This window comes from Actinobacillus vicugnae (assembly GCF_901687125.1).
Lineage (GTDB): Bacteria > Pseudomonadota > Gammaproteobacteria > Enterobacterales > Pasteurellaceae > Actinobacillus > Actinobacillus vicugnae.
This window is the reverse complement of sequence record NZ_CABFJY010000044.1, coordinates 97,445-113,700: the sequence shown is the minus strand read 5'-3', so window position 1 is coordinate 113,700 and position 16,256 is coordinate 97,445. Positions and strand designations below refer to the sequence as shown.

Below are 16,256 nucleotides of genomic sequence, written 5' to 3'. Positions count from 1 at the left end.
AACGCCGTAAATTCAATATTTACGGCGTTTTTTTGTTTTATATTAAGCGGTTTAATTTGTAATTTCCTGCAAATTTAACCGCTTAGCTATGTTACAATAGCCCTAATTTTTCCTAATTTAACCTATCAATGAACCAAAATCTTACTTTTTTCTTTTACGACTACGAAAGTTTTGGCATTAGTCCAGCGTTAGATCGTCCTGCGCAATTTGCAGGGATTCGTACTGATAGTGATTTTAATATCATTGGCGAACCTGTGATGTTTTATTGTAAGCAAACACCAGACTATTTACCTTCGCCAGAAGCCGTGATGGTAACGGGTATTACACCGCAACAATGTAACGTTGAGGGTTTGCCAGAGCCTGAATTTGCAGCACGCATTCATGCTGAATTTAGTCAGCCTAATACCTGTATTTTAGGTTATAACAATATTCGTTATGATGATGAAATGACTCGTTATACCTTCTTCCGCAACTTTTTTGATCCTTACGAATATAGCTGGAAAAACGGCAATTCTCGCTGGGATTTACTCGATCTTGTGCGAACTTGTTACGCCTTGCGCCCCGAAGGAATTGAATGGGTAATGGATGAAAATGGCATGCCGAATTTCAAACTGGAAAATCTAACCAAAGCAAATGGGATTGCCCATGAAAATGCGCACGATGCGATGTCGGATGTTTATGCCACGATTGCTATGGCAAAATTGATTAAGCAAAAACAGCCGAAATTATTCCAATTTTTCTTTAAAAATCGTGGGAAAAAAGAAATCGAAAAAATGATTGATACAGGCGAAATGACACCGCTTGTACATGTTTCGGGAATGTTTGGTAACGCACGTGGTAATACGGCATGGATTGCACCTATTGCTTGGCATCCAACCAATCAAAATCAAGTATTGTGTTGTGATCTATCAGGAGATGTGAGTACATTATTGACCGATTCAGTGGAAGAACTACGCACACGTCTCTACACTAAAAAAGAAATATTGGCGGAAAATGTTTCGCCTGTACCATTAAAAGGGGTGCATATCAATCGTTGCCCGATTATTGCACCAGCAAAAGTCTTATTGCCCGAAAATGCTGCGCGTTTGGGTATTGATCGTGAACGTTGTTTAGAAAATTTACAGCTACTAAAAGCCAATAAAAGCGTAGTACGGGAAAAGGTAACTGAAATTTTTATGGAAGAGCGCACGTTTGAGCCTTCAAATAATGTAGAAACAACGTTATACGAAGGCTTTTTCTCGCCTGCAGATAAAAACAATATGGCAATATTGCGTGCGTTAAAACCTGAAGAGTTGGCACATCACGGTCTGCAATTTGCCGATCCTCGAGTGGAGGCGTTATTGTTTAATTATCGAGCAAGACACTATCCCGAAACCTTAACTCGCGCAGAGCAAATTAAATGGCAGAAATATTGTTATCAGCAAATCGACGCAAAATCAGCACAATTTTCGCAATCTATCGACAATTTATTCCAAGAGCACCACGATAATCCAGAGAAGGTAAAATTATTGGAAAATTTGACCGCTTACGCTGCGCAAATTGCCGAGTTTCAGCCTGTAAAAAATACACAGAATCCACAAAGTGAACAGCTGGTTTTTGAACTCAATAAAGTGGCAGAACAAGGAATGGATAAAGCGGCAAAAGTAGCGATGCTCAAAGCGCTTATTAAATAACTACAATTTCAGGAGCTTAATATGTCTAAATACAACAAAATCAAACAGTTATTACTCGTAGCAGGCTTAACTGCTAGCGCAACTGCATTTGCAAGTACAGATAATGCGTTGGTACTACAAACCGATTTCAGTTTAAAAGACGGCGCGGTTTCAGCCATGAAAGGCGTTGCATTTGGAGTTGATCGCAATATCAAACTTTTTGATTTAACGCACGAAATTCCTCCGTACAACATTTGGGAAGCAGCCTATCGTTTATATCAAACTGCCACGTATTATCCAGTGGGTTCTGTGTTTGTAAGTGTGGTAGATCCTGGTGTGGGTACAGAACGTAAATCCGTTGTACTTAAAACCAAAACAGGACATTATTTTGTTTCACCTGATAATGGTTCATTAGGTTTAGTCGCAGAGTTTTTAGGTATTGAAGCTGTGCGTGAAATTGATGAAAAAATTAACCGCTTACAAGGTTCGGAAAAATCTTATACCTTCCATGGGCGTGATGTTTATGCCTATACAGGTGCAAGGTTAGCCTCTGGTAAAATTAGTTTTGAGGAAGTCGGGCAAGCTTTAGCACCAAAAGTGATTGAAATTGCTTATCAAAAACCTGTTTTGGAAAATGGCGAATTAAAAGGCAATATTCCAGTACTGGATATTCAATATGGCAATATTTGGACGAATATCAGCGATAGTTTGCTTGAGCAAGCAGGCATTAAAAAAGACAGTGAAGTTTGTGTTGAAATCAATAAAAAAGAAGCAGAGCAAACTACACCTAAAGTTTTCTTTTCAGGCAAAATGCCTTATAAAAGTAGCTTTGGCGATGTAGCTGAAGGTAAACCATTAATGTATTTAAATAGCTTACTTAACGTTTCATTTGCACTAAATATGGAAAGTTTTGCTGAAAAATATGCAATTCAATCTGGTGCAGAGTGGTCGGTAAGTATCAAATCTTGCCAATAATTGGAGCAAAAATGGAACAACGCATTGAGCATCACCCATTCGCCCCGATTTTGCCTGCTAAGGCAACAGTGGTCATGATGGGAACTTTCCCTCCCACAAATGAAAAACGCTGTATGGAATTTCACTACCCGAATTTCCAAAACGATATGTGGCGGATTATGGGCGCAATTTTCTATGATGATAGCGATTATTTCCGAGTGGGCGATGAAAAGCGCTTTGACCCACTAAAAATCGAAGCATTTTTGCGAGAAAAGGGCATTGCGTTGTGTTCATCAGCGCAAACCGCAATTCGATTAAAAGGCAATGCTGCCGATAAGGATCTTAAAATTGTTGAGCCCGTGGATATGCCGAAACTTTTGGATACACTGCCAAACGTAAAATGGATTTTTACCACGGGCGGTTTAGCCACAGAAACGCTACTTGGTTTGCTTAATCAAAAAATTAAAGCGCCTAAAACCAATGAATGGATTGAATACCCATACAGCGCAGAGCGAGAACTCTTTCTCTACCGCTTACCTTCCACCTCTCGCGCGTACCCGCTCAGTTTGGCAAACAAAATTGAAGCGTATCGACAATTTTTTATTCAGGCAGGATTAATTTAACGAATGAAATATGATTTACACTCACACAGCACCGCATCGGACGGTATGCTAACGCCAACCGAACTGGTACAGCGTGCATTAGCACAAAATATTGAAATGCTTGCTTTAACCGATCACGATACGGTTGCAGGTATTCAAGAAGCAAAACAAGCGGCGCAGGGGCAGCCGCTTCGTTTTATTGCAGGGGTGGAAATTTCGGTGATTTGGGAAGGAAAAAATATTCATCTTGCTGCTCTAAATGTGGATGAAACCCACCCCGCATTAGTGAAATTATTAGAGCGCCAAGCGTTATCACGAGAGCAAAGAGCGGTCGAAATTGCTGAAAAATTAGCAAAAGCAGGTATTCCAAATGCCTATGAAGGCGCTAAAAAACTTGCCAGTGGTGAAGTAACTCGTGCGCATTACGCTCGATTTCTACATGAAAATGACTATGTGCGGAATATTGAACACGCTTTTAAAAAATACCTTGGTGGTGGTAAACCTGCTTATGTAAAACCAATGTGGTGTAGTTTAGAAGAAGCGGTTGAAATTACACATCAAGCTGGTGGTGTGATTTGTATTGCACATCCATTGCGTTACAAACTAACAGGACGTTGGATTCGTCGCTTAATTGCTGATTTTAAATTAGTAGGTGGCGACGGTATTGAAGTGGCAGGCTGCGGGCAAACGCCTGATCAGCGCCAACTGATCGCGCGCTGGGCAAAGGAATTTGATTTATACGCTTCGCTGGGTTCTGATTTCCATTACCCAACAGGCTGGATCGAACTCGGTAGAGGGCTCACACTCCCAACAGATTGTAAACCTATTTGGGAATTGTTTCGATGAATTCTCTATAAGACAAATTCGCACTTTTGTGCATTTGCTACGTAATTTCGCATTTTTTGCAGTTTTTGACCGCTTGTGAAACGAAACACGGTTAAATTGATACTGACACACGTATTTACTAATTTGGTTAAAATATAGGGGCGAGTCCTGTGCCCACCCCTACAAAAAATGTTTGTATAACTTGCTACATAATACCGAAAAAAAAATCGCAAATTTTGACCGCTTTTCAGGCTAATCAGGCAATTACGCCGAGGTGAGTTTCATCACGATAACCCCTGTGATAATTAAAAATGCACCGAGCCATCGCCCAAAGGTGCTAGCATCGCCTAAAAATAGCACGCCTACCAAATGCCGCGCCAATGCCTGTCCATACCGCATAAGCCGTTCCCATTGGGATCGTTTTTTGGGCAAGAAACAAGCAAAATCCGCTGCCTGCCATAAAGGCGATTGCCATTGCCGTGCCGAGTAGGCGGTAATTGTCGTGAGTGGCGAGTTTTAGCCCCAAAGGCCAGCCAATTTCCAATAAACCTGCCAAAATAAAGCTGCCCACTTGCTAAATTCGCCACACCTCCGACTGCTCAAACAATCCCACCAGCCAATCGCTAAAAGCCTTCATTTTGACTGAATGTCGCCCTGTTTGCGGATATGCCAAATAGACAGGCAAACTAGGCAAATCCCACTCTGGCAAAATCCTAACTAATAGCCCTGATTGCACTAACGGTTCGGCGATGGCCTGGGGCAATACGCCTACGCCCAAATTTGCCAAAATAGCGGTTTTGCAGGTGTCCATATTGTCAAAATGCAAAATAGGTGTGGGGGTAATCACTTCTCTCGTGCCATTTCGGGTGAAAACCAGCTCATTCGCACTTAGCTCCACACCAAAAGGGTGAGCAAAGCCGATATACGCCGTCTCATTTAGGTGCTTTGGCGTAGTGATATTAAAATTTTTCATCAATTCCGCCGAGGCACACAGCCAAAAACGGTACGCTCCAATCTGCCGATGAATTAGGTTGTCGTCCACAATTTTGCCTGCACGCACCGCACAATCTACCATTTCCCCTAATAAATCGCTGTTGCGAGATGAGGCGTGAATGTTAAGCCGAAGTGTGGGGTAAGTTGCCCAAAAACCTGCCAAATTCGGCACGATCAAACTTTGGCTAATCACTTCGGTGGTGGCGACCGTGAGCGTTCCGCCAATTTGCGATAGCCCTGTGCGAAATTCGGTGTCGATGTCGTCAAATTCACTCACAAGCGGTTTGATTTTTTGATAGTAATTCAATCCTGCGGTGGTAGGGCTAACTTTACGGGTAGAACGGTGCAAAAGGGTAATGCCCAGCCGTGTTTCTAGGCTTTCTAGAACTCAACTGGTAATGTAATTAATATGATAACGGAACAGCTAAGAAAATCTGTTTCTGATGACTACACGTTAATTGACTCTGTCGGTCCAAAACTTTGGAAGCTTGAGCGTATTTTCTGACGGATTTTTAGCGAAGAAAATGCGTTATACCGATGAATTTGTCAAAGAAAACGGCAAATGGCTGATTGCCAAACGAGTAGCGGAGTTTTTGATTAGTGAAACACGGCTTTTAGGCTAATTAAAGATATTGTTTTAGATAACTCTTTCGTTACAAGCGGTCAAAATTTACTTGTTGCACTCGCACCTCGCTTAAACGCAAGTGTTTGCAAAAAATAAGTAAAATCTGACCGCTTGTTGTGTGAGTTACGCGTGCGTTTGGATTATTTCATTTGAAATTGACTAAACGCTTTCATGGCTTCACCTAGCTCAGCTACTCTTGTTTCAACTTTGGCCATTTCAGGGTTTTCGGCGGTAACTGCAATTCGCATTAAGCCAAGTGAGCGTTCAAATTGTCCGTAATGGCTAAGGCTGATTTCACGCACGGCTTTTTCGTGTTTTGCCCAGTTCATACCAAAATTTCTCGCCGCTTTTTTAATATTGCCAATATTTTTTGTTTGAACAGCTTGCTGTAACTTTTCATAAAGTGGGGGCATTTGTGCCACAAAAGCCTGATGTTTAGCGGCATAATCAACGGGATTTTGTTCTTTTTCAAAGGCATATAGACTTTTAGAAAGTGTGGCTAATGTGTTTTCATCGGTCGTTTTAAGTGCTTGGCTGAGTGCCTGTTCAACAGATTTTCCAGCATTTGAATGATGTGATTCAAACTTGATAAAATCCTGTTGTAAAGCGGTCAGATTTTGCTGAGATTTTGCAATTTCGCCCTTTTTTGCGTAAGCCATCGCATCGGAGAGTTGAATGAATAACGGGCTAACATCTACTTTGGCAAGCGTAGTAGTAGAGAGCAAAGAGAGTAGTAGGGCTATTTTAAATTTCATATCAATTTCTCCTTAAATTAACTCAAATAAGGCTTTGCCTAGATAGTCGTTTTCATCTTTTACGCCAGCAAAACAGGCAAATAAACCGCTGCCGATGTGGGTAATATATTCATTCATTTTATCAATATTCCCAAGGCGGTTTTGAATTTTGATAAATTGTTCTGGGCTTTGTTGGAATGAAATAAACAGCAAACCTGAATCAAATTGCCCTTTGTCATCAATGCCACTTGAGTAAGAGAATGAGCGGCGGAGCATTTTCACGCCTGATTTATGGGCGAGGTGAGTGTGCGAAATTTCAGGCATTACAGGGTTACCTTTTTCATCTTTTTTCTCTAAATCTAGTTTATCAAATTCGTGTTTATGTCCTAATGCCGCACCTGAATCGCGGTGTCGCCCGAAGGTTTCTTCTTGTGATTGTAAATGCGTGCGATCCCACGTTTCTAAGAACATTTTGACACGGCGAACCGCAAGATATGAGCCACCTTTTAGCCAACCGTCTTGCACCCAAACCACCTTTTCTTGCTCTTTTAAACTATCTGCATTCGCTGTGCCATCTTTAAAGCCAAACAAATTGCGAGGTGTGTCGTTATTTAAGAAAGAGTTGAAGCCCATTTGCGACCATTTCATTTTCACTTCGCCACGAGCCACACGCACTAAATTTCGCACGGCGTGGAATGCCACTTGCGGATCGTCTGCACAGGCTTGAATACAAATATCGCCACCTGTATAGTCGGCTTGGAGCTGATCACGAGGGAAGTGTGGTAAATCGTTAAGTTCGGCTGGTTTGTGCTTTTCAATCCCTAATTTTTGGAAGAAACTTTGGCTCACACCAAAGGTGAGGGTAAGATCGTGTGTGTTTAAGCTGTCTGCTTCGCCTGTATCAGCGGGCGGCAGATACGGATTCGAGCCATAAGGTTTAACGTTTTTACCTGTGGTGAGGTTTCGGCTATATTCCGTCCACGTTTTAAATAGGGCTTTGATTTTGCTCACATCGTGAGTGTCTAGTTCTAACACTAAAAAATAAATATGTTTTTGGGCTGGCGTAACAATGCCTGCTTGATGTTCACCGTAAAAATTGTATTTATTTTGGAATGTTGGGTTTTGTTGTCGTGATTCCAAGCCAAAAGCAGGAGCAGACAATAAGCCTGCTCCTACTAGTGCGGTATGTTTTAAGAAATCACGGCGAGAAGTGTTTTCTGCCATTTTTTGTCCTACCGTTATTTATTTAACAATACGCCTAATTGAGCTAATGGTTCACCAAGTTGGTTTACCGCTTCAGCGAGTGCTTTAATGTCTGCTTTTGAAAGCGTGTTGTACGCCACATAGTCATAGCCTGTTTTGGCTTTATTATGTTTTGCTAAGAGCGTATTAACTGCTGCGAAACGGTGAGCAATCTCTGCGGATAATTTTGCGTCCACTTTTTCTAATTGAGGTTTGAAGATTTCATAAATTTTCTCCGCCCCTTCAATATTTGCTTTGAAGTCGTAAAGGTCAGTTTTTGAGAAGATTTCTTCTTCACCTGTTACTTTCGTGGTTGATACTTCATTTAATAAATCAACCGCACCTGTGATCATCAATTCAGGCGTGACTTCTGCCGTTGGAATTTTTGCTCGCAACTCTTTTACATCTTTAAGCAGTTGTTCCGCGGTCTCTTTTGTGCCTTTGGTGGTGTTTTTTTCCCATAACACTTTTTCAATTTTATGGAAGCCAGACCAATCTTTTTCGGTTTTGCCTTCTTCAGTTAAATCGGCAAGGCGAGCATCAATACGAGGATCTAAATCGCCAAAACTTTCAGCAATAGGCTCAGAACGCTCAAAATACATACGTGCAAGCGGGTAAATTTGCTTCGCTTTTTGCACATTACCTTTTTCTAAGTAGCCGACAAATTTTTCGGTATCGGCAACCAGTTGATCAATTTGCTCTACCACAAATTGCTTATAAGTTTCGGTTTCTTTGCTCAAATCCAATGCGAAAGATTGAGTGGACATCAATAATGAAAACGCCACAGCTAATTTTGTTAAACGCATAAAAATTTCCTATATCTGATAACAATATAGTGATCATATTCTGATTAATAATCATTATCAAATTTAGCTTGATAATTTTGTGATCTTATTCACATTTTTATTTGCAAATTTTCTTAGAAAATTAACCGCTTGCTTATGTTAAAATCCTCAATCGTTTTAAAAATAGCGGTTAAGGATTTTTATGAGCAACAAACAAGAAAAGCAAGGCAAGCCCTTTATTTTACATAGCCCGTTTAAGCCGTCGGGGGATCAGCCTACGGCAATTGCAAAACTTACGGAAGGCTTAAATGACGGCTTGGCACATCAAACCTTATTGGGGGTAACAGGCTCGGGTAAAACCTTTACCATTGCGAATGTGATTGCTGAACTCAATCGCCCTGCAATGTTGCTTGCGCCAAATAAAACCCTTGCTGCACAGCTTTATGCGGAAATGAAAGCATTCTTCCCTGAAAATGCGGTGGAATATTTCGTGTCTTACTACGATTATTACCAGCCTGAAGCCTATGTGCCAGCCAGCGATACCTTCATTGAAAAAGATGCCTCGATTAACGAACAAATCGAACAAATGCGGCTTTCTGCGACCAAATCATTTTTGGAGCGTAGAGATACGATTGTAGTCGCTTCTGTTTCTGCTATTTATGGTTTAGGAGACGTGGATGCCTATATGCAGATGATGTTGCATTTGCAAGTTGGGGCAATTATTGATCAGCGAGAAATCCTTGCACGTCTTGCCGAGCTGCAATACACCCGCAACGATCAGGCTTTTCAGCGTTCGACCTTCCGTGTTCGGGGCGAAGTGATCGATATTTTCCCTGCTGAATCGGACGAGATCGCTTTACGTGTTGAACTGTTTGATGATGAAATCGAAAGCCTTTCGCTATTTGACCCGCTCACAGGGCATAGCTTAGGCAAAGTACCACGTTATACCATTTACCCGAAAACGCACTACGTTACCCCCCGTGAACGCATTTTAGAAGCAATTGAACAAATAAAATCAGAGTTAGTGGAACGGCGAGAATACTTCATCCAAGAAAATAAATTGTTGGAAGAGCAGCGCATTACTCAACGTACCCAATTCGATATTGAAATGATGAACGAGCTTGGCTATTGCTCAGGGATCGAAAACTATTCCCGCTATCTCTCGGGCAGAAAAGAGGGCGAGCCACCACCGACCTTATTTGATTATATGCCTGCAGACGGTATTTTAGTGATTGATGAAAGCCACGTTACTGTGCCACAAATTGGCGGAATGTATCGAGGCGACCGAGCGAGAAAAGAAACCTTAGTGCAATATGGTTTCCGCTTGCCATCTGCACTGGATAACCGCCCGCTACGTTTTGAAGAATTTGAACGTCTTGCACCACAAACGATTTATGTTTCGGCAACCCCTGGTAATTATGAACTGGAAAAATCAAATGGCGATGTGGTCGATCAAGTAGTGCGACCAACAGGTTTATTAGATCCGATTATTGAAGTTCGCCCTGTAGCAACCCAAGTGGACGATTTGCTTTCTGAAATCCATAAAAGGGTAGCCGTAAATGAGCGTGTATTAGTCACCACGCTCACCAAAAAAATGGCGGAAGACTTAACCGATTATTTAGATGAACACGGCGTGCGAGTGCGTTATTTACACAGCGATATTGACACCGTTGAGCGGGTGGAAATTATCCACGATTTACGCATGGGTATGTTTGATGTGTTAGTCGGCATCAACTTATTGCGTGAAGGCTTGGATATGCCTGAAGTGTCGTTGGTAGCCATCCTTGATGCTGACAAAGAGGGCTTTTTGCGTTCAGAACGTTCGCTTATTCAAACTATTGGGCGAGCAGCACGAAACTTAAATGGTAAAGCCATTTTATATGGTGATCGCATTACTAATTCAATGCAAAAGGCGATTACAGAAACTGAACGCCGCCGTGAAAAACAGCAGAAATATAACGAAGAACACGGCATCACACCGCAAGCCTTAAATAAAAAAGTGGGCGAGTTGCTGGATATTGGACAAACCGACAAGCCAAAACGTGGCAAACAAGCGGTCAAAATTGAAGAAAAATCTGCAAATGCCTACAAACCAAAATCCCGCAAAGAGCTGGAAAAAGAACTCAAACAGTTAGAACAACAAATGCGAGACTTCGCTAAAGATCTAGAGTTTGAAAAAGCGGCGGCGGTAAGGGATAAGATTGGGCAGTTGAAGGCGGTTTTATTGGAAGTTTAGTTTATGACAAGTGGTTAAATTTTTCTGATTTTTTGCAATTGCAAAATTTTAGGGAAATTTGACCGCTTGTATCCAATCATTATCGCAATCAAATCTCCCCTAGTCCCTCTTTTCTAAAGAGGGGGATCTAGAGAGGGGTAAAATACGTCAAAAGTCAGTTTATTTTATAAGGTTTCTTTGTAGAATTTGTCATAAATCGAACCGCTTGCTTATGTTAGAATAATCAGACATTTAAAGAGGAGAATAATACTATGGATCTTGCTTATTTAGCCGAATTACCGAGAGAAGAATTTATTGAACGCAGAAATCGTGTGTTTGCACAAATGCAGGACAATTCTGCGCTGATTGTATTTACTGAAACCGAAAAACGCCGTAATAGCGATTGTGATTATTTATTTCGTCCAGATAGCTATTTTTGGTATTTAACGGGGTTTGCTGAGCCGAAGGCAGCGTTATTGCTGGTTAAAAAAGACGGCAAAAATGAGAGTGTGATTTTTGTACGCAAAAAAGATCCGCTGATGGAAACGTGGAACGGACGCCGTTTGGGTATTGAAAAAGCCCCTGAAACCCTGAATGTAGATTTGGCGTTTGATATTGAGGAAATTGCGTCTGTTTTTGCAGAAAAAACCGTAAATTTGACCGCTTGTTATTACGCTAAAGGCTTACAAAGTTGGGGGGATGAGCTTGTCGCAAACCAGTTTGAGGAAGTAATTGATTGGCAATCGATGTTGTCGGAAATGCGTTTGATTAAATCAACTGCTGAAATCGCTTTGATTCAGCAAGCGTGTCATATTTCTGGCTTGGCACATATTCGAGCGATGAAACAAACTCGCCCAAATCGTTACGAGCTGGAAATTGAAGGGGAAATTCAGCATGAATTTACTCGCTTTGGTGCAAGATTTCCTGCTTATAATTCAATTGTCGCAGGCGGAGAAAATGCTTGTATCTTGCATTACAACGAAAATGATCAAGTGTTAAAGGACGGTGATTTGTTGTTGATTGATGCAGGGGCGGAATTTGCGCACTATGCGGGCGATATTACTCGTACTTTTCCTGTTAATGGCAAATTTTCTGAAGCGCAACGAGAAATTTATCAGCTGGTGTTAGAGGCAATGAAAGAGGCTAGCAAATTGTTGGTTCCGCAAAGCTCTATCAAAATCGCTAATGAAAAAGCGGTACAGGTACTGACTGAAGGTTTGGTACGTTTAGGCATTTTAAAAGGCGAAGTGACACAGCTAATTGCAGATAAAGCCTATTGCCAATTTTATATGCACGGTTTAGGACATTGGCTCGGGCTGGATGTGCATGATGTCGGTAATTATGGAACAGAACGAGATCGCCCGCTTGAGATAGGAATGGTGCTTACCTTAGAACCTGGGTTGTATATTTCTAACAAAGCAGATGTGCCAGAACAATATAAAGGGATTGGTGTGCGTATTGAAGATAATTTATTGATCACTGAATACGGCAATAAAAACCTAACGAGCGGCTGTCCAAAAGAAATTGCGGATATTGAAGCGATTATGAATGCGTAAAAATGGATGAACATAGGGACACGACACTTCGTGTATTTTGTTAAGGTATAAATAGGACGCCAAATATGGCGTCCTTACTATTTTATGAAGCGGTTTAATATTTTACAATACTTTCACAATCGCTTCGCAAAGAGCGTCAATGTTTTGGTCGGTAATACCCGCTACATTGATTCGTCCCGAACGTACTGCATAAATCGCAAAGTCTTCACGTAGGCGATCCACTTGTTCTGGGGTGAGCCCACTAAATGAGAACATACCATTTTGCTGTGAGATAAAATCAAAATCTTGTTTTGCGCCTTTCTCTTTTAATAGCTGCACCATGCTGTTGCGCATATCTTTAATACGGTTACGCATTTCATCTAATTCTTCCACCCATTCTGCACGTAACACTTCATCACTTAATACACGTGCTACGGTATTTGCACCGTGTGAAGCTGGGTTAGAGTAGAGTACACGAATAATGGATTTGATTTGAGTGAATGCTGTATTTGCTACTTCGGCATTTTCTGCCACAATTGTAAATGCGCCGACACGTTCGTTATATAAGCCGAAATTTTTCGAGTACGAGCTTGCGATCAATAATTCTTTATGATTTTTCACAAAGGCACGCAAGCCGTAAGCGTCTTGATCTAAACCGTTACCAAAACCTTGATAAGCAAAATCAAATAATGGTAACCAACCTTTTTCCGCAGAAAGTTTTGCTAGTGTGTCCCATTGTTCTGGCGTTGGGTCAATACCCGTTGGGTTATGACAACAACCGTGTAATAACACGACATCACCTGCTTCCGCTTGGCTTAAATCTGAAAGTAAGTTATCCCAATCTAAACCGTGAGTTTCTTTATTGTAGTAACGATAGCCTTTTACATTTAAGCCAACGGCTTCTGCAATGGCATTATGATTTGGCCAAGTTGGGTTCGAAATCCAAATATTTTTCGCTGAAGTTTGGCGTTTGATAAATTCTGCAGCGATACGTAATGCACCAGTACCGCCTAAACTTTGTGCGGTTTTTGCACGACCTGATGCGATGATTTCTGCATCTTTACCAAATAAAAGCTCTTGCGTATAAGCGTTAAACGCTTGTACTCCGTCAATCGTGAGATAGTTTTTATTAGTTTCTTCTTCGAGTAATAGTGCTTCCGCTTTTTTTACTGCTTTCACGATTGGCGTTTTACCTTCTGCATTCATATAAACGCCGATGCCGAGATTAATTTTCCCTGCACGTTGTTCCGCTTTAAATGCTTCGCCTAAACCTAAAATTGGATCGGCTGGAGCCGCTTGGATATGGTTGAACATTGACATTTTTTGTCCTCTAAAAGTTGTGTTTAAAATTAGAAATACTTATACAATCCATTAGCTATTTTAGCAATAGACAAGCGGTCTGTTTTTTAAAATTTTTTGCAAATTTCGAAAGAAAACAAACCGCTTGTTATGATTATTTCAATTTGTTAATTACCCAATTTAATCCTAAATGAAAATCTTCGGTTAAATTTGGACGAAGTTGTTCAAGCAATTGAATTAATTTTGATTTAGACGGGTGACATAAGTTGATATGTCCAACTTTGCGTCCTGTACGCACTTCTTTGCCGTACCAATGCAATTGTGAGAACGGCACTTCAAGCCATGCGTTGTTGTGTTCAATGCCAATTAAATTCACCATTACACTTGGTGCAATTTGCTTGAGTGGTGGAGTGGGTAAATCTAATAAGGCACGTAAATGCAATTCGAATTGACTAATTGAACAGCCTAATTGCGTCCAGTGTCCGCTGTTGTGTACACGAGGGGCAAGTTCATTAATTAGAAGTTTATCGCCTACTACAAAACATTCCATCGCCATTACGCCGATATAGCCTAAATCTTGCATAATCGTACCTAGCATTTGTTCTGCTTGAGTTTGATAAGTTTGCTGGTTTGACAAATTCACATCACAAACGGAGTAACGCAAAATACCGTTTTGTTGTAAGTTATGGCTGATTGGATAGAAGCGAGTAGAGCTGTCACGGAAACGTGCGCCTACAATTGAGATTTCGCCGTCAAACGGAATAAATTTTTCTGCAATCACTTCGCCAAACAGATCGGGCGTAATTTGGTCGAGAGTGTTTTGAGTTACAATCCATTGACCTCGCCCGTCGTATCCGCCTGTACGACGTTTTACCACCACTTTTTCACCAATATCGCTAAAAATTTGTTGCCATTGGCTAGCATTTTCGAGCAGTTGCCATGGTGAGGTCGAAAGTTGGAGTTTGTCTAACAATGATTTTTGGGTAAAACGATCTGCTGTCATGCCGAATACGTTTAGATTTACAAAATTTTTATGATTACCCAATAATTGGGTTAACGGCGTTTCTGCCCAACGCTCAATTTCTGCGGTGATGATACTGTTTTCTTCAAGTTCGAAAATGGACGCATCAAAGGCGAGCGATTTAACTTCAATATCAAGTGGTGCGCCTGCGTAGCGTAACATTCTGCCGAGCTGACCATTACCAAGAACATAAATGGGTGGATAAAGTGCGCTTTTTTGCATTTTGTATAATTCCGTTTGCAGAAAATTCGAGCGTAGTTTGCAAATAACGTTCGAATTTTCGAAGCTATTATCATTAGAAATATTCTGCGAGAGGTTTTGTAAGCTGTTGATTTAATAACACTAACAGCTTAATTCGTGCTTTTTGACCACTTAAACCTGTCGTAAAAATAACGTTTTGCTGTTTAAGCTGTTTACCACCACCTAAATAGTCGTACACGTCTTGCGTTACACCATTAAATGCACGAGAAACTAATACCACTGGGATATTAGCTCGTAATAGCGCATCTAAGCCTGCTAAACAGCTAGGAGGTAAGTTACCTGCGCCAAGCGCTTCAATCACCACGCCATCACAACCATGGTGGGCAAGTTGTTCTAATAAGAAACTATCCATACCCGCATAGCTTTTTACTAATTGCACGTTGGTACGAGTGATGGTTTGTGCAGGGAAGCGTTCGTATTCGGTTAATTGTTGGAAATAAAGCACACGGTTTTTAGCGATTAAACCACAAGGTCCAAAAGTTGGCGTTTGGAATGTAGCAACATTAGTGGTGTGCGTTTTGGTGACAAATTTGGCGTTGTGAATTTCATCATTCATTACCACTAATACGCCTTTGCCTTGGCTTTCAGGGCAGAGTGCCACCAAAATGGCACTTTGTAAGTTAATTAACCCGTCTGAACCTAGTTCATTACTTGAACGCATTGCGCCAGTGATTGCAACAGGCACATTGACTTCAAGCGCTAAATCAAGGAAATAAGCAGTTTCTTCTAACGTATCTGTGCCATGTGTAATTACAATGCCGTCATAATTCTCTTCATTGACTGCTTTTTCAATACGTGTTTTAAGCAATAGCCAATGTTGTAATGTAATATGCGGAGAAGGTACGTTTAGCACCGATTCTTGGCTTAATTGTGCAGGGTGGTTTAAACGTTCTAAAGCAGAAAGCAGTGGGTTCTTTTCCGAAGGTGAAACTTTGCCGTCTTCGCCTTCACTCATTGAAATAGTTCCGCCTGTATGTAGGATTAAAAGTTTCTTTGTCATGAGTTTATTCGTATTAATTGCGTGGATCTGGATTATCTAACACAACTTGCGTTTGTTTATTACGGAATGCGTGTAATTTTTGCGTTAATTCAGGATTGAATGCAGCTAAAATTTGTGCAGCCAATAACCCTGCATTTGCTGCGCCCGCAGGGCCAATCGCAAGTGTGCCAACAGGAATGCCTTTTGGCATTTGTACAATAGAGTATAAACTATCTACGCCACTTAGCATTGAACTTTTTACGGGGACACCTAATACTGGCACAATTGTTTTTGCTGCAATCATCCCTGGTAAATGTGCCGCACCGCCTGCACCAGCGATAATCACTTTATAGCCGTTTTGTTCTGCTGTTTCCGCAAACGAAAACAATTTGTCTGGTGTACGATGTGCCGAAACCACTTCAACATGATAAGCCAAATTAAATTGATCTAAGATTTGTGTTGTTTCTGACATGGTTTCCCAGTCGCTTTTTGAACCCATAACAATCGCAATTTCAGGTTTTTGTGACATATTTG

General features: G+C 41.1%; 17 protein-coding genes. 7 read left to right on the top strand and 10 right to left on the bottom strand.

The genetic code is table 11. The annotated features are described in order from the left end of the window. The first annotated feature begins 128 nt into the window (after positions 1-128). Genes sbcB through F8M47_RS08725 form a run of 4 tightly spaced genes read left to right on the top strand, consistent with a single transcriptional unit; the run spans position 129 to position 4,054 of the window. A complete protein-coding gene (gene sbcB, locus F8M47_RS08740) occupies positions 129-1,673 on the top strand; it encodes an exodeoxyribonuclease I (RefSeq protein ID WP_150539721.1) in 1,545 nt (514 codons plus the stop codon). 21 nt (positions 1,674-1,694) lie between these two features. Beyond that, on the top strand, positions 1,695-2,627 hold the full coding sequence (locus F8M47_RS08735) for an SAM hydrolase/SAM-dependent halogenase family protein (protein WP_150539720.1): 933 nt from the start codon (positions 1,695-1,697) through the stop codon (positions 2,625-2,627). A gap of 11 nt (positions 2,628-2,638) precedes the next feature. Beyond that, positions 2,639-3,229 (top strand): DNA glycosylase, encoded by a 591-nt coding sequence (locus F8M47_RS08730; RefSeq protein ID WP_150539719.1) that lies wholly within the window; start codon positions 2,639-2,641, stop codon positions 3,227-3,229. A gap of 3 nt (positions 3,230-3,232) precedes the next feature. Then, the gene (locus tag F8M47_RS08725) at positions 3,233-4,054 is read left to right on the top strand and encodes a PHP domain-containing protein (protein ID WP_150539718.1); all 822 of its coding nucleotides are present in this window, start codon (positions 3,233-3,235) and stop codon (positions 4,052-4,054) included. Between the two features lie 243 nt (positions 4,055-4,297). On the opposite strand, the gene F8M47_RS12365 is transcribed toward F8M47_RS08725, so the two are convergent. The 3 genes from F8M47_RS12365 to F8M47_RS08715 are packed head-to-tail and all read right to left on the bottom strand — an operon-like array spanning position 4,298 to position 5,375. Next, positions 4,298-4,432: a DMT family transporter gene (locus tag F8M47_RS12365; protein WP_280177526.1), complete on the bottom strand. Its 135-nt coding sequence runs from the start codon at positions 4,430-4,432 to the stop codon at positions 4,298-4,300. Then, positions 4,371-4,604: a DMT family transporter gene (locus F8M47_RS08720; protein WP_280177524.1), complete on the bottom strand. Its 234-nt coding sequence runs from the start codon at positions 4,602-4,604 to the stop codon at positions 4,371-4,373. Before F8M47_RS08720 ends, F8M47_RS12365 begins: the two co-directional genes overlap by 62 nt. A 3-nt stretch (positions 4,605-4,607) precedes the next feature. Next, complete coding sequence (locus tag F8M47_RS08715) at positions 4,608-5,375, bottom strand: substrate binding domain-containing protein (protein ID WP_167509612.1); 768 nt, start codon at positions 5,373-5,375, stop codon at positions 4,608-4,610. A 175-nt stretch (positions 5,376-5,550) separates the two neighbouring features. Here F8M47_RS08715 and F8M47_RS12300 point away from each other — a divergent pair, with 175 nt between their 5' ends. After that, positions 5,551-5,649 carry a nuclear transport factor 2 family protein gene (locus F8M47_RS12300; protein ID WP_244298109.1) on the top strand — a complete coding sequence of 33 codons (99 nt, stop codon included), beginning with the start codon at positions 5,551-5,553 and terminating at the stop codon, positions 5,647-5,649. 142 nt (positions 5,650-5,791) lie between these two features. Here F8M47_RS12300 and F8M47_RS08710 read toward each other — a convergent pair whose 3' ends face one another. From F8M47_RS08710 to efeO, 3 genes are read right to left on the bottom strand one after another with little or no spacing between them, the layout of a single operon-like run. Further along, a complete protein-coding gene (locus F8M47_RS08710) occupies positions 5,792-6,406 on the bottom strand; it encodes a Fe2+/Pb2+ permease (RefSeq protein WP_150539716.1) in 615 nt (204 codons plus the stop codon). 12 nt (positions 6,407-6,418) lie between these two features. Beyond that, a complete protein-coding gene (gene efeB / locus F8M47_RS08705; protein ID WP_150539715.1) occupies positions 6,419-7,609 on the bottom strand; it encodes an iron uptake transporter deferrochelatase/peroxidase subunit in 1,191 nt (396 codons plus the stop codon). Between the two features lie 14 nt (positions 7,610-7,623). Beyond that, complete coding sequence (efeO, locus tag F8M47_RS08700) at positions 7,624-8,433, bottom strand: iron uptake system protein EfeO (protein WP_150539714.1); 810 nt, start codon at positions 8,431-8,433, stop codon at positions 7,624-7,626. A 181-nt stretch (positions 8,434-8,614) separates the two neighbouring features. Between efeO and uvrB the strand changes: the two genes are divergently transcribed. Then, positions 8,615-10,648, top strand: coding sequence for an excinuclease ABC subunit UvrB (gene uvrB / locus F8M47_RS08695; RefSeq protein ID WP_150539713.1), 2,034 nt, complete (start codon positions 8,615-8,617; stop codon positions 10,646-10,648). 251 nt (positions 10,649-10,899) lie between these two features. Beyond that, positions 10,900-12,183 carry a Xaa-Pro aminopeptidase gene (pepP, locus tag F8M47_RS08690; RefSeq protein WP_150539712.1) on the top strand — a complete coding sequence of 428 codons (1,284 nt, stop codon included), beginning with the start codon at positions 10,900-10,902 and terminating at the stop codon, positions 12,181-12,183. A gap of 102 nt (positions 12,184-12,285) precedes the next feature. Here the strand turns inward: pepP and F8M47_RS08685 are convergent, their stop codons facing one another. From F8M47_RS08685 to purE, 4 genes are all read right to left on the bottom strand, one after another. Beyond that, a complete protein-coding gene (locus tag F8M47_RS08685; RefSeq protein WP_150539711.1) occupies positions 12,286-13,482 on the bottom strand; it encodes an amino acid aminotransferase in 1,197 nt (398 codons plus the stop codon). Between the two features lie 133 nt (positions 13,483-13,615). Then, complete coding sequence (gene purK / locus F8M47_RS08680; protein WP_150539710.1) at positions 13,616-14,704, bottom strand: 5-(carboxyamino)imidazole ribonucleotide synthase; 1,089 nt, start codon at positions 14,702-14,704, stop codon at positions 13,616-13,618. 73 nt (positions 14,705-14,777) lie between these two features. After that, the gene (locus F8M47_RS08675) at positions 14,778-15,743 is read right to left on the bottom strand and encodes an asparaginase (RefSeq protein WP_150539709.1); all 966 of its coding nucleotides are present in this window, start codon (positions 15,741-15,743) and stop codon (positions 14,778-14,780) included. A gap of 13 nt (positions 15,744-15,756) precedes the next feature. Then, complete coding sequence (gene purE / locus F8M47_RS08670) at positions 15,757-16,251, bottom strand: 5-(carboxyamino)imidazole ribonucleotide mutase (RefSeq protein WP_150539708.1); 495 nt, start codon at positions 16,249-16,251, stop codon at positions 15,757-15,759. Positions 16,252-16,256: the final 5 nt, after the last annotated feature.